Source organism: Mycobacterium sp. IDUB_36, assembly GCF_055419225.1.
In genome coordinates this window covers 400,712-414,158 of sequence record NZ_JBVAXH010000002.1, presented here as the reverse complement: position 1 = coordinate 414,158, position 13,447 = coordinate 400,712, and the positions used below count along the sequence as shown (strand labels likewise).

General features: G+C 68.3%; 11 protein-coding genes and 1 pseudogene. 6 read left to right on the top strand and 6 right to left on the bottom strand.

Going from position 1 to position 13,447, the window contains the following annotated elements:
• Positions 1-12 precede the first annotated feature (12 nt).
• From qcrB to ctaE, 4 genes are read right to left on the bottom strand one after another with little or no spacing between them, the layout of a single operon-like run.
• Entirely contained in the window at positions 13-1,752 is a 1,740-nt protein-coding gene (gene qcrB / locus ACZYW1_RS20325; protein WP_463788265.1) for a cytochrome bc1 complex cytochrome b subunit, read from the bottom strand.
• The gene (qcrA, locus tag ACZYW1_RS20320) at positions 1,749-2,939 is read right to left on the bottom strand and encodes a cytochrome bc1 complex Rieske iron-sulfur subunit (protein ID WP_463788264.1); all 1,191 of its coding nucleotides are present in this window, start codon (positions 2,937-2,939) and stop codon (positions 1,749-1,751) included. Before qcrA ends, qcrB begins: the two co-directional genes overlap by 4 nt.
• Positions 2,918-3,775, bottom strand: coding sequence for a cytochrome bc1 complex diheme cytochrome c subunit (gene qcrC / locus ACZYW1_RS20315; RefSeq protein ID WP_463788814.1), 858 nt, complete (start codon positions 3,773-3,775; stop codon positions 2,918-2,920). The genes qcrA and qcrC overlap by 22 nt, the downstream gene beginning before the upstream one ends.
• A 5-nt stretch (positions 3,776-3,780) precedes the next feature.
• Positions 3,781-4,392 carry an aa3-type cytochrome oxidase subunit III gene (gene ctaE, locus ACZYW1_RS20310; RefSeq protein WP_292991123.1) on the bottom strand — a complete coding sequence of 204 codons (612 nt, stop codon included), beginning with the start codon at positions 4,390-4,392 and terminating at the stop codon, positions 3,781-3,783.
• A gap of 132 nt (positions 4,393-4,524) precedes the next feature.
• On the opposite strand from ctaE, the gene trpD reads away from it, so the two are divergent.
• Entirely contained in the window at positions 4,525-5,613 is a 1,089-nt protein-coding gene (gene trpD, locus ACZYW1_RS20305) for an anthranilate phosphoribosyltransferase (RefSeq protein WP_463788263.1), read from the top strand.
• Here trpD and ACZYW1_RS20300 read toward each other — a convergent pair.
• Positions 5,551-7,368 (bottom strand): annotated as a pseudogene (locus ACZYW1_RS20300) (DEDD exonuclease domain-containing protein); the annotation flags it as partial. The gene trpD and the pseudogene ACZYW1_RS20300 sit on opposite strands and share 63 nt — an antisense overlap.
• Positions 7,369-7,532: 164 nt before the next feature.
• On the opposite strand from ACZYW1_RS20300, the gene ACZYW1_RS20295 reads away from it, so the two are divergent.
• From ACZYW1_RS20295 to ACZYW1_RS20280, 4 genes are all read left to right on the top strand, one after another.
• A complete protein-coding gene (locus ACZYW1_RS20295) occupies positions 7,533-7,784 on the top strand; it encodes a hypothetical protein (RefSeq protein WP_463788262.1) in 252 nt (83 codons plus the stop codon).
• Between the two features lie 130 nt (positions 7,785-7,914).
• Positions 7,915-9,018, top strand: a complete 1,104-nt coding sequence (ripC, locus tag ACZYW1_RS20290; RefSeq protein WP_463788261.1) for a peptidoglycan hydrolase RipC — start codon at positions 7,915-7,917, stop codon at positions 9,016-9,018.
• 40 nt (positions 9,019-9,058) lie between these two features.
• Positions 9,059-9,865 (top strand): hypothetical protein, encoded by an 807-nt coding sequence (locus ACZYW1_RS20285; RefSeq protein WP_463788260.1) that lies wholly within the window; start codon positions 9,059-9,061, stop codon positions 9,863-9,865.
• A 21-nt stretch (positions 9,866-9,886) separates the two neighbouring features.
• Positions 9,887-11,023 (top strand): glycosyltransferase family 4 protein, encoded by a 1,137-nt coding sequence (locus ACZYW1_RS20280; RefSeq protein WP_463788259.1) that lies wholly within the window; start codon positions 9,887-9,889, stop codon positions 11,021-11,023.
• On the opposite strand, the gene ACZYW1_RS20275 is transcribed toward ACZYW1_RS20280, so the two are convergent.
• Entirely contained in the window at positions 11,020-12,822 is a 1,803-nt protein-coding gene (locus ACZYW1_RS20275) for an AMP-dependent synthetase/ligase (protein ID WP_463788258.1), read from the bottom strand. The two genes, ACZYW1_RS20280 and ACZYW1_RS20275, sit on opposite strands and share 4 nt — an antisense overlap.
• A gap of 145 nt (positions 12,823-12,967) precedes the next feature.
• On the opposite strand from ACZYW1_RS20275, the gene ACZYW1_RS20270 reads away from it, so the two are divergent.
• Entirely contained in the window at positions 12,968-13,366 is a 399-nt protein-coding gene (locus tag ACZYW1_RS20270; RefSeq protein WP_463788257.1) for a polyketide cyclase / dehydrase and lipid transport, read from the top strand.
• Positions 13,367-13,447: the final 81 nt, after the last annotated feature.

Here is a 13,447-nt window from a genome sequence, read left to right as displayed (position 1 = left end):
GTGCGTGACGTTCTAGTGGTGGCCGTTCGTGGCGCCGTGGCCGTTACTCGACCCGTTGCCGTTACTCGACCCGTTGCCATTGCTCGACCCGTTGCCGTTGCTGTCGCCCTGGTGCTCGCGCAGCGCGGTGAGGGCACGGGACTCGGAGGCGTGGTGGGCCTCCGAGAGCGCGGCGGCCTCCGACGGCGGGTCGGCGTAGAGGAAACTGCCGGAGCCGGGGGAGCCGGCCGAGCCGAGCTTGTTCATCTTCACCGGCACCGGAGCGCCCTGGTATTCGAGCGGCAGAGGGTGGCCGTGCTCGTCGACGGGTCCCAGCGGCTGATGCAGCTCGATGTAGGCGCCGTGGGGCAGCCGCTTGATGATGCCCGTCTCGACGCCGTGCTCGAGCACGGCACGGTCACTGCGCTGCAATGCGACACACCACCGGTAGGTGATGAAGTAGATCAACGGCGGCAGCACCACCATGCCGATGCGTCCCATCCAGGTGGTCGCATTCAGCGAGATGTGGAACTTGTAGGCGATGATGTCGTTGATCGACGAATACGTCAGCACCATGTAGAACGCGATCGCCATGGCGCCGATCGACGTCCGTACCGGCACGTCGCGGGGGCGTTGCAGCAGATTGTGGTGCGCGGTGTCGCCGCTGAACCGCTTCTCCAGGAACGGATACACGATCAGCAGGGCGAAGATTCCCAGCATCAGAGTCCCGACCGCCACCGTCGCGGGGATGGTGTGGTGGAAGAAGTAGAACTCCCAGGCCGGCCAGAGTCGGGCCAGGCCGTCGGGCCACATCATGTAGAAGTCCGGCTGCGAGCCCGCCGAGACCTGAGATGGCTTGTAGGGACCAAGATTCCAGATCGGGTTGATCTGCAGCAGACCACCCATCAGGCCGAGGATGCCGGTGGTCAGTGCGAAGAACGCACCGGACTTGACGGCGAACACCGGCATCACGCGGACGCCGACGACGTTGTTCTCGGTGCGACCGGGCCCGGGGAATTGGGTGTGCTTCTGGAACCAGACGAACGCGAGGTGGGCTCCGATCAACGCCAGGATGATGCCCGGCAGCAGCAGGATGTGCAGACCGTACATCCGCGGGACGATGTAACCGGCTGCGGTGCAGTCGTTTCCGGCGCCACCACAGGGGAAGTCACCGCCGAACAGCGCCCAGTGCAGCCAGGTGCCGACCACCGGCATTCCCAAGGTGATCGAGGACAGTGCGGCGCGCAGGCCGATGCCGGACAGCAGGTCGTCGGGCAGCGAGTAGCCGAAGTACCCCTCGAACATGGCCAGGATCAGCAGCAGCGACCCGATCACCCAGTTGGCCTCACGGGGCCGGCGGAACGCGCCGGTGAAGAAGACGCGGGCCAGGTGCACCATGATCGACGCGGCGAACAGCAGTGCCGCCCAGTGGTGGACCTGGCGGACGAACAACCCGCCGCGCACCTCGAAGCTGATGTCGAGCGCTGACGCGAACGCCTTGGACATCTCCACACCACGCAACGGTTGGTAGACGCCGTTGTAGGTGACTTCCTGCATGGACGGGTCGAAGAACAGCGTCAGGTACACACCGGTCAGCAACAGCACGATGAAGCTGTACATCGCGACCTCGCCGAGCAGGAACGACCAGTGCGTCGGGAAGACCTTGTTCAGCTGGCGGCGCGTTGCGGCCGAGAGGTGATAACGCGAGTCGACGGCGTTGCCTTGGCCGGCCAATACGTCGCCGATCTTGGGGGGACTCAGTTTTGGACTCATATCGTTGTGCGCTCCCAAAATGCCGGTCCGACGGGCTCGATGAAGTCACCGTTGGCAACTAGATACCCATCGGCGTCGATTGTTATGGGTAGTTGGGCCAAAGCGCGCGCAGCCGGGCCGAAAATCGGCTTCGCGTAGTGCAAGGCGTCGAACTGTGACTGGTGGCACGGGCAGAGGATGCGGTAGTCCTGCTGCTCGTACAGGGACGCGGGGCAGCCCAGGTGCGAACACACCTTCGTGTAGGCGAAGAGCTCACCGAAGTTGAAGCTTTCCTGGCCTTTGCGCTTGACCACCTTCTGCAGGTCGGTGGATTTGATGCGGATCAGCATCACCGGGTTGCGGACGGCGGACAAGATCAGGGACAGCTTCTCGTGCGATTCCACCGTGGTGCCGTCGCCGTCGGACTCCCGCCACGGGAAGACCGTCTCCATGCCGCCGGCGTCCAGGTCCTCGGGGCGCATCTTGGTGAACGGCGCGCTCTTGCCCTCACCGGTGGCCCGCGCCAGGAAGATGGTCTCGCCGTGGAACCGCGGCGTCCAGCCGGAGGTCCACAGCACGGCCTTCTTGCCATCGGCGGTGTCCACGACCGGCTTCCAGGGATTCTTGATCAGGCCGCCGGCAAACGCCACCAGCGTCCCGAGCCCGAACGCGCCGAGGCTCGCACCGAGCGACAGGCCGATCAGTTTGCGGCGACGCAGGGTCGAACCCTGGAACGCGTCGTCGAGGTTCGCCGCGGCGGTCTTGCGGTCGATCTCGTCGGATCCGGCTTCGCCGTAGTGGCGGTCCTGGATCGAAATCTCTTCCGGGATGAACTTTTTCTGATAGAGCACCGTGCCGATCGCGATGCACAGAACGGATCCACCGAACGTCAACCCGTAGAGCGGGGTGGCAAGTGAGTACGCCAGGTTGCCCGACGCGCCCTCAGGCTGGTACTCCCACGGCCAGAACAGGAACACCAGCAGCAGCGCCAGGCCCAGCAAACCGCCCAGCAGCAGCCAGACGGCCACCGAACGCTCGGCGCGCTTTTCGGCTTTGGTGCCCTCGACCGGCCAGCGCGGTTCTTTGAAGACGGTCGTCACGCCGTCGAGGCGGCCGCCGAGTTCGACGAGCTCCTCGCGCGACATCGCGTTGAGTTCAGCCTCGGTGGGCCGTCCGCTGTCGTCTGTCACGATCGCGCCCCAATCCACAGTGCCGCGCCGATGCACGCGACCATTCCGACGATCCACGCCACCATGCCCTCGGGCGCGGGGCCGAAGCCGCCCAGACCGTTGCCGCCCTGACTGCGTTCCGTGGTCGCGTTCTTCACGTACGCGATGATGTCCTTCTTGGCGTCGAACGACAGCTGACGGTCGGAGAACTTGGGCATGTTCTGCGGCCCGGTGCGCATCGCGGCGAGAATCTGCTGCTCGTTGGCCGGCTGCAGGTCGGGGGCGAACTTACCCGAGGACAGCGCGCCGCCCTTGCCGGTGAAGTTGTGGCACGACGCGCAGTTCAGCCGGAACAGGTCGCCACCGCGGCCGAGGTCGTCGCCGCGCAGCGACTTCATCTCGATGCTGCCGTCGGCATTGCGCTCCACGATCGGCCCGCCGCCATTGGCCTGCACATAGGCGCCCAGCGCGTCGACCTGTGCCTCGTCGAAGATGGGGTCCTTACGCATCGCCTGGGCCTCGCCGCGCATCGCGGGCATCCGGCCGGAGCCCACCTGGAAGTAGACCGCGGCCTCGCCCACACCGATCAGGCTGGGCCCACGGTCCGGGACGCCCTGCAGGTTGGCGCCGTGGCACGTCACGCACGAGGTGTCGAAAAGCTGCTTGCCCGTTCGCAACAGCGCCGAGGACGATTCGTCGGCCACCGCCACCTGCGGGCTGGGGGTCAAAACGGCGGCCAGGCCGCCGGCGACCACCAGGGCCAGCACCAGCAGCAGTCCGGCCGACAACCGGCGACGCAGGCGACGGCGCGCCCGGTCGCTCAGCGATCGGTTCAACGCCAGTTTCTTCAACCGAGCACTCCTGTTCTTGAGCATGCTGGTCATCGGATGAAATAGATCGTGGCGAACAGCGCGATCCAGACGATGTCGACGAAGTGCCAGTAGTACGAGACGACGATCGACGCGGTGGCCTGCGCAGGCGTGAACTTGCTCATCGTGGTGCGCGCCAACAGGAAGATGAAGGCGATCAGACCGCCGATGACGTGCAGTCCGTGGAATCCGGTGGCCAGGTAGAACACGCTGCCGTAGGCGCTGCCGGGGATGGTGGTTCCGTGGCTCACCAGGTGGAAGTACTCGTAGGCCTGGCCCAGGACGAAGAACAGCCCCATCCCGAAAGTGAGCAGATACCAGCGGCGCAGCCCGAACACGTCACCGCGCTCGGCCGCGAACACACCCATCTGGCAGGTGAACGACGACGCGATGAGCACCAGCGTCACCGGCACCGCTTGGTAGAGGTTCAACTCGGTCGGATGCGGCGGCCAGTCGCCTGCCGCCTGCGCCCGCGCAGTGAAGTAGAACGCGAACAGTCCAGCAAAGAACATCAACTCGCTGGAAAGCCACACAATGGTGCCGACACTGACCATGTTCGGGCGGTTCAGCGAATGCACTCGCGCCGTGATTGCTGTACCCGAGGTCCCAACCGCACTCGTCACATCCGCAAGTATGACGCTTTGTAGTTGTCGAGCTCTACCCGGGGCGGCAATTCGGTGTGTGATCTTCACACGCGCGTCCGGCTGCACCCCTGTCCGCCGTCGCGACAGGCACATCATGGGACCATCTACGGCGTGGTGACCTCATTGTCCGGGCCCGCTGAGCAGCCCTCGGAGGGGTCGCTGTCGTGGCCGCGAGTCCTGGAATCACTGACCGAGGGCCGGGACCTGCCGCGTGGGCAGGCCGGCTGGGCCATGGAGCAGATCATGACCGGCGCCGCGACGCCGGCGCAGCTCGCCGCGTTCGCCGTCGCGATCAAGATGAAGTCGCCGACGTCCGCCGAAGTGGGCGAGTTGGCCGACGTGATGCTGCGGCACGGCCGCCGGTTGCCCACCGACAAGATCGGAACCGACACCGTCGACGTGGTCGGCACCGGAGGCGACGGGGTCAGCACGGTCAACCTGTCCACCATGGCGGCGATCGTGGTGGCTGCCAGCGGCGTCCCCGTGGTCAAACACGGCAACCGCGCGGCCTCGTCGCTGGCCGGCGGAGCGGACACGCTGGAAGCGCTCGGCGTACGTATCGACCTGGACCCCGACGACGTCGTGCGCAGCGTCGTCGAAGTGGGGATCGGGTTCTGCTTTGCACCCCAGTTCCATCCGTCCTACCGGCATGCATCGGCGGTGCGGCGCGAGATCGGCGTGCCGACTGTCTTCAATCTGCTTGGGCCGCTGACCAATCCGGGGCAACCGCGGGCCGGGTTGATCGGCTGCGCGTTCGCCGACCTGGCCGAGGTGCTGGCCGGGGTCTTCGCCGCGCGCAGGTCCAGCGTGCTGGTGGTGCACGGCGACGACGGGCTCGACGAGCTGACGACCACCACGACCAGCACGATCTGGCGGGTGCAGGCCGGGACGGTGGACAAGCTCACCTTCGACCCCGCCGGGTTCGGATTCGCCCGCGCCGACCTCGCGGAGCTACTCGGCGGCGACGCGGCCGCCAATGCCGAGGAGGCCCGCTCGGTGCTGGCCGGCACCAACGGCCCGGTCCGCGACGCTGTCGTGCTGAACGCAGCGGGCGCGATCGTCGCCCACGCCGGGCTATCCAGCCGCGCCGAGTGGCTGCCGGCGTGGGAAGACGGGCTGCGACGCGCCGCTGAGGCGATCGACAGCGGCGCGGCCGAACACCTGCTCGCGCGTTGGGTGCGGTTCAGTCAGCAGCTCTGAGTCGCGACGGGTGACGGCCTGTTCGGCCGCCACCCGCGCCGAACGCGCCGCCGCGGCCCACTCCGCCCACGGGCCCGCCGACCGCACCGGCGAGCACCAACCCTGCTCCCCGCTGGTGCTGACGATCCGGACGCCCGGGGCGGCGAGCCAGCGCACGATCAGGGCTGTCTCCTCGACCAATGCGCCGCCCAGTGGGGCGGGCTGGGGCAGGACCACCTGAGCACCGGCCTCGATCGCCTCGACGACGGGCATCGGTGGAACGCCGCGACGGGCGCAGCCGGCCGCCGCGAGCTGACCGTGCCGGATGACGGCGAGCTGCCAACCGCCGTCGCCGTCCGGTGCGGCCGCCACCAGCTCGGGAAGCGCGGCCAGCGAACGCAGGCGCTGTCCACGCCACAGCACGTCGGCGGCCTCGACGGTGTGGTCGCGCAGCCGGGCCGCGGTCTCGTAGCGCTGACGTCCGGCCAGCTCGGAGATCCGGTCGGCGGCCGCCGCGAGCGCGGAGTTGTCCAGACCGTCGATCAACGCGACGGCACGCTCTGCCGCGGGCCGGTAGTCCGCCGCCGTGGCGTCACGCTGGGCCGGGCAGGGCGACACCTCGCGCTGCGGGCAGGCCGGCCCGTGGGTCGCCGTTCGGCCCAGCCGCTTGGTGCAGGTGCGTACTCCGGTGAAGCGGGCCAGCAGGTCGGCGGCGTCGGCGGCGTCGGCGCGGAGGCGGAACGGGCCGACCGCCCGGTCATGACGCGGTGTGCGCACCACCGACAACCGCGGGAACGCCTCGTCGCTGAGCACCAGCCACCACCAGCGTTGCGGGAACTTGGACCGGCGGTTGTACGGCGGCGCGTGCGCGCTCAACATCCGCAGCTCCCGCACGCCGGCCTCGAGCGCGTGGGCGCACTCGATGTGTTCGACCCGGGTGGCCAGCGCAACCATCTCTTTCATCCGGGTGCGCTGATCTGAGCCGTTGAAATACTGACTCACCCTGCGCCGCAGGTTTATTGCGGTTCCGACGTAGAGCACTTCGTCGGACGGTCCGTGGAACAGGTAGATGCCGGGCCGGCGCGGCAACCCCTCGGCGAGTACGCGTTTCCGGCGTTGTGCCGGTGGCACATTCGGAAGATAGGTCCGCAGCTCGGCGTAGCTGTGGATACCTTGATTGCCGACGCGCTCGATCAAAGCGTGCAATACCTCGACGGTGGCCCGGGCGTCGTCGAGGGCCCGGTGGGTGGGCCGGTTGGCGACGGCGAACAACCGGGCCAGTTCGGCCAGTCGGACGCTGGGCGCCTCCTCCCGGCTGAGCACCCGGCGGGCCAACTGGACCGTGCACAGCGTCTGTGGCCGCGCCCAGCGGATTCCGCACTGATCGGCGGCCGCCCGCAGAAACCCCATGTCGAAGCGGGCGTTGTGGGCGACCAGCACCGCACCGCGGGCGAACTCCAGGAACATCGGCAGCACCGCGGCGATGGCCGGTGCGTCGCACACCATCGCCGTGGTGATGCCGGTCAGTTGGACGATCTGCGGCGGGATGCTGCGCTGCGGGTCGACCAGGGTGGCGAACTCACCCAGCACCACGCCGCCACGGACCTTCACCGCGCCGATCTCGGTGATCGCGTCGGCGGTCTTGCCGTCGCGGCCGTTCATCCGGCCGCCGGTGGTCTCGAGGTCGACGACCACGAAAGTTGTTTCACGCAGCGATGTTTCGGTAGCCCCGTCCAGGTCGGGGAGGCTCAGCTGCTCGGCAACGGGCGCGCCCATGGCGGCGACGTTAACCACCCGCACCGACAGGACACCGACTCTGCCGCGGCGCGTCGCCCCCGGTGTTGCTGCGCCCGGTGGTCGGCGCGCGCAGAAAACTTGTCGGTGCCCGCGGTTAGCGTCACGAATCAGTAGCCAACCGACACGACGGAAGGGGCAGCCTCATGGCGCTCAGCAGCGAGCCTGACAAGGCGGCGATAGCTCCGCCCGACCCGACGGAACCCGTGGTCATCGACTGTGAGGACTGCGCGGTTCGCGGTCCGGGGTGTCGGGATTGCGTCGTCAGCGTGATACTCGGGGTACCGGAAACTTTGCTGGGGGACGAGCGCGCCGCCCTCGAAGTGCTTGCCGATGCGGGCATGGCGCCACGGCTTCGGTTGGTACCCGTCCATCGCCGGCAGCCCGGCGTTGCCTAACGCCGTTAGCCTGAAATTTTGTTGTTTTCTTAATAACTCACAGTTGGACAAGCCCGGAGGCGTTTCGTAACCTATCTGAGACCTAAAGCAGATCAGGCTCTGTGCCGACGCGTTTTAAGGATGCAAGCTTTTGCGAAAAAGGCTAAATGGTGACCGCGTTTCTTTGCGGGTCGCTCGGCGCTTGGCTACCGCAGCGCTAGCCGGATTCGTCGCTCTCTCCGGAGTGGCAGCCAGCGGTGTGCTGGCCGATCCGGCCAACGATGCAACGGCAAAGCTCAGCGAGCTGTCGCGGCAAGCCGAACAGACCACCGAGGCGATGCACAGCGCACAGCTGGACCTCAACAACAAGCTGGCCGCGCAGCGGGCCGCTGACAAGAAGCACACCGATGCCATCGCCGCGGCGGACGCCGCGAAAGCCCGGTTGGCTACCTTTCAGGCCGGTGTCGACAAGTTTGCCGCCGCGATGTACATGGGCGGTCGTACCGACGGTATGAACGCCATCATGACCGCCGAGTCGCCGCAGCAGCTGATCGGCAAACTCGCGGTCTCGCGTGTCATCTCCACGGCGATGCTGACGCAGATGGCGACCTACCGCGCCACCCGTGAAGAGGCCGCCAAGGCCGAGGCGGAGTCCGCGAAGTCAGCCGCCGACGCCAAGACCGCGGCCGAGCAAGCCGCCTCGGTGCGGGCCGACCTGCAGTCCAAGCAGAGCCGGCTGCAGCTCCAGATCGGCATCGTCAAGTCGCAATACCTCGCACTCAACCCGCACGAGCGCACCGCGCTGGCCGCTCCGGGTCCGCCGCCCCCGCCCGCAGCGGCACCCGCTCCGGACGCACTGCCGCCGGGCGGTGGACAGCCCGGTGCAGGTCCCGCCGGTCCAGGTAGCGGCCAGGGTGCGATCGCGGTGCAGGCTGCATTGACGCGGGTCGGCGACCCCTACTCGTGGGGTGGCGCCGCGCCAGGCGGATTCGACTGTTCGGGCCTGGTGATGTGGGCATTCCAGCAGGCCGGTATCGCGTTGCCGCACTCCAGCCAGGCGATGGCGCACGGTGGACAGCCGGTCTCGCTGTCCGACCTGCAGCCCGGCGACGTGCTGACCTTCTATTCCGACGCCTCGCACGCCGGCCTCTACATCGGCGACGGCATGATGATCCACTCGTCCACCTACGGTGTGCCGGTACGGGTGGTGCCGATGAACTCCTCCGGCCCGATCTACGACGCCCGGCGCTACTGACGGCCGGCGCGGGCTACTGGCCTGCGTTCTGCTCGCCGAGTTGGCTTTCGCCGCGCTGATCGCGGCGCGGCCGGCCGTGAATACTCGGCTCACGCCGCCGACCCAGGCGCTACCTGCAAGTTCGCCGCGTCTCGAGATCGGCGATCGGGCGTTGCGAACGACCAACCTCGGCGGTCAGCGCGGACAAACCCTGTTGTCCCGGATCGCCGAGGACATCGGCCCGGCCATCGAAGCCGTGGAGGCATTCTGGGGCACCGACTGGCCCCACGACATCGACGTGGTGGCCACCGGCTCGCCGCAGCAGTTCGAGGCGAGGGCGGGCGGGGGACCGGCGGCGCAGTGGGCAGATATCGCGGCGATCGCCGTCGCCGACCAGGTCGATCCGGCCCGCCGGACCGCGCTCGGCCAGCGCATCGTCTTCGCGCCCGGGGCGGCGGACATGAGTCCGGGCGCATTGCGAATTGTGTTGACCCACGAGCTTTTTCACTATGCCGCCCGCGCCGGCACCGCGCTGGACGCGCCGCGATGGCTGACCGAGGGCGTGGCCGACTATGTCGCACGACCGCAGCGCCCGCTGCCCGACATCGGGCCGCCGACGGCGCTGCCCTCCGACGCTGATCTCGACGATCCGGGTCCGCAGCGGTCACAGGCCTACGACCGGGCCTGGGTGTTCGCGCTCTACGTCGCCGACACCCGTGGCGCGCCGACGCTACGCGCGTTCTACGCCGCCGCCTGCGGCGATCGGCACCCCGCCCTGCCGGTTGCCGTCCGACAGGTGCTCGGCACCGACGATGCGGCATTGCTCGCGGACTGGCGGCAGTGGTTGGCCCGTCAGCCCACCCGCTGACCGCCAAGCTAGCCTTCCTAGGTGTCCCGGGTCCTGCTGGTAACCAACGACTTTCCGCCGCGGCGCGGCGGTATCCAGTCGTATCTGGTCGACTTGGTGTCCCGGCTCGCCGCCGCGGGGGAGCACACGCTGACCGTGTATGCGCCGCAGTGGAAGGACGCCGACACCTTCGATGCCCGGACCGCCGGCTATCAGGTGGTGCGCCATCCGGGAACGCTGATGCTGCCGGTGCCCGGTGTGGACGCCCGGATGCGGCGGCTGATCGGCGAGCACGACATCGACACCGTCTGGTTCGGCGCCGCGGCGCCACTGGGGCTGCTGGCGGCGCGGGCCCGTCACGCCGGCGCGAAGCGGGTGCTGGCCAGCACGCACGGCCACGAGGTGGGGTGGTCGATGCTGCCGGGTGCCCGGTCGGTGCTGCGCCGCATCGGCGACGACAGTGACGTCGTCACCTACGTCAGCCGCTACACCCGCGGGCGGTTCGCGTCGGCCTTCGGACCCAAAGCCGCCCTGGAGCATCTGCCGCCCGGCGTCGACACCGAGCGGTTCCGGCCGGACCCGGCCAGTCGCGCCGAGCTGCGGGCCCGCCACGGCCTCGGCGAGCGGCCGACCGTGGTGTGCCTGTCGCGTCTGGTGCCGCGCAAGGGGCAGGACATGCTGATCAAGGCACTGCCCGCCATCCGGCGGCGGGTCGACGGCGCGGCGCTGGTCATCGCGGGCGGCGGCCCCTACTCCGACACGCTGCGCGGGCTGGCTGAGCAAGCGGGTGTCGCCGAGCACATCACGTTCACCGGCGGCGTTCCGTCCGCCGAGTTGCCCGCCTACCACGCGATGGCGGACGTGTTCGCCATGCCGTGCCGCACCCGCGGCGCCGGGCTGGACGTCGAGGGCCTCGGCATCGTCTTCCTGGAGGCGTCGGCCACCGGCGTCCCGGTCGTCGCCGGGTCCTCCGGCGGGGCTCCGGAAACGGTGCAGCACAACAAGACTGGGCTCGTGGTGGACGGCCGGTCGGTCGAGCAGATCGCCGACGCGGTCGGCGGACTACTGGCCGACCCGGCTCGCGCCGCCGCGATGGGCGCCGCCGGCCGGCAGTGGATCACCACTCAGTGGCGCTGGGATGACCTGGCCGGACGACTTTCCGAATTGATCCGCGGCTAGTCCTTGGCGTAGATCGCCTCGATGTCGCCGGCGAATTTCTCGGCGACGACCTTGCGCTTGACCTTCATCGTGGGCGTCAGCTCCCCGGTGTCCTCGGTGAAGTCGACCGGCAGGATGCGGAATTTGCGGATCGACTCCGCATGCGACACAGACAGATTGGCCTGCTTGACCGCCGCGTCCACCTCGGCCAGCAGGTCGGGGTCGTCGGCCAGATCGCCCACCGACGCGCCGGCGGCCTTGCCGTTGCGCTGCTTCCAGCCCTCGATCGCCTCGGGGTCGATCGTGATCAACGCCCCGACGAACGGCTTGGCGTCACCGACCACCATCGCCTGGCTGATCAACGGGTTGGCTCGCAGCTGATCCTCCAAAACGGCTGGGGCGACGTTCTTCCCGCCCGCGGTGACGATGATCTCCTTCTTGCGGCCGGTGATCTTCAGATACCCGTCTTCGTCGACCGCGCCCAGATCGCCGGTCTTGAACCAGCCGTCCTCGAAGGACTCGGCGGTGGCCTGGTCGTTGTGCCAGTAGCCGTGGAACACCACGCCACCGCGCAGCAACAGTTCGCCGTCGTCGGCAATCCGTAAGCTGTTGCCCGGCACCAACTTTCCGACCGTGCCGATTCTGCAGGCGCCCACCTGGTTCACCGTGATCGCGGCGCTGGTCTCGGTCAGCCCGTAGCCCTCGTACACCGTCAGGCCGACGCCGCGGTAGAAGTGGCCCAGCCGGGCGCCCAGCGGTGCACCCCCGGACACCGATGCACGGCAGTCGCCGCCCAGAGCGGCCCGCAGCTTGTGGTACACCAGCCTGTCGAACAGCGCGTGCTTGGCCCGCAGCAGCAGACCCGGGCCGCCGCGGTCGGACGCTTCGCTCCAGTCGACCGCGGTCTGCGCGGCGATCTCGAAGATCCGGCCCTTGCCGTCGCTGGCGGCGTTCTGCGCGGCGGTGTTGTATACCTTTTCGAACACCCGGGGCACCGACACCACGACCGTCGGCTTGAACACCCCGAACATCGGCACGAGATTCTTGATGTCACTGGTGAATCCGACGATGACCTTGTTGTGGAAGGCGCACAGCGTCAACGCCCGGGCGAGCACATGCGCCAGCGGCAAGAAGATCAGCAGCCGCTCACCCTTCTTCAGCAGCGTCGGCAGCACCTCCTTGGTGCCGCGCGTCTCGTAGACCAGGTTCGCGTGCGTCAGCTGGCAACCCTTCGGGCGGCCGGTGGTACCCGAGGTGTAGATCAAGGTCGCCGGATCGCTGCTGCGCAGCGCCTCGACGCGGGCGGTGAGCTCGGCCGGGTCGACCCCAGCGCCCTGCTGCTCGAGTTGCTCGAGTGCCTTCGGGCCCGCTCCGTCGATGTGCAGCACCCGCCGCAGTTCGGGCAGCTCGCCGGCCAATTCGGAGATGATCGTCGCGTGGGCATCGGTCTCGGCGAATGCGACGACGGCCGCCGAGTCGCTGAGGACCCAGCGCACCTGCTCGGCCGACGAGGTCTCGTAGATCGGGACGGTGACCGCTCCGGCCGCGAGGATCGCCTGATCGAGGATCGCCCACTCGTAGCGGGTGGCCGAGAAGATCGCCACCCGGTCGCCGGGCCGGACCCCTTCCGCGATCAAACCCAGTGCCGTCGAACGGATTTGGGCGGCGGCCTGCGCGCACGTCACGTCGGTCCAGGTTCCGTCGACCAGTCGCTGATAGATCACCGCGTCGGGGTCGTCGCGCTCGTGCTCGAACACCGTCGAGACGATGTTGTCGTGCTCGCCGACCGTGAAGTCGGCGGGGACAGTCAATTCGCGCACTCGTCTGACCTCGCTTCAGTGATTTCCTGCGAATAAGCGACAGCCAGCCTAGTCCGACCGCGCGGCTCACCGGGTGCCCGCGGCGGACCGGACGTTTCCCGACGGTGATACGGGGCCGGGACAGCCGTATGTGAAGCTAGTGCCCGTGCACAGCGTTCAGATTGCCGACGAGACCTATGTCGCCGCTGATCCGGCGCGCATCGGTGCGGCCGTGGGTGATCCCTCCAACTGGCGGCGATGGTGGCCCGACCTGCGGCTGGAGGTCACCGAAGACCGCGGCCCGCAGGGTGTTCGGTGGAAAGTGGCCGGCCCGCTGACCGGTACCATGGAGATCTGGCTCGAACCGATGCTGGGTGGTGCGTTGTTGCACTATTTTCTGCACGCCGAGCCGAACGGAATGGCGCCCGCGCGGCTGGCCAAGCAGAACTTCGCGAAACTGACGCATCGCCGCCGGGTCGCGGGCAAGAAAATGGCTTTCGAAGTGAAGACGACGCTGGAGAGCTCCCGCCCGGTCGGGGTTTCTCCGGTGCTCGGCCAGCCCTGAGTCCGTCGGGAGTACCGTTTCTGCAGTGGGCGCAGGCTACGGCCGCTGACCATGTGGATACCGGCGGGCAGGAGTGCTCAA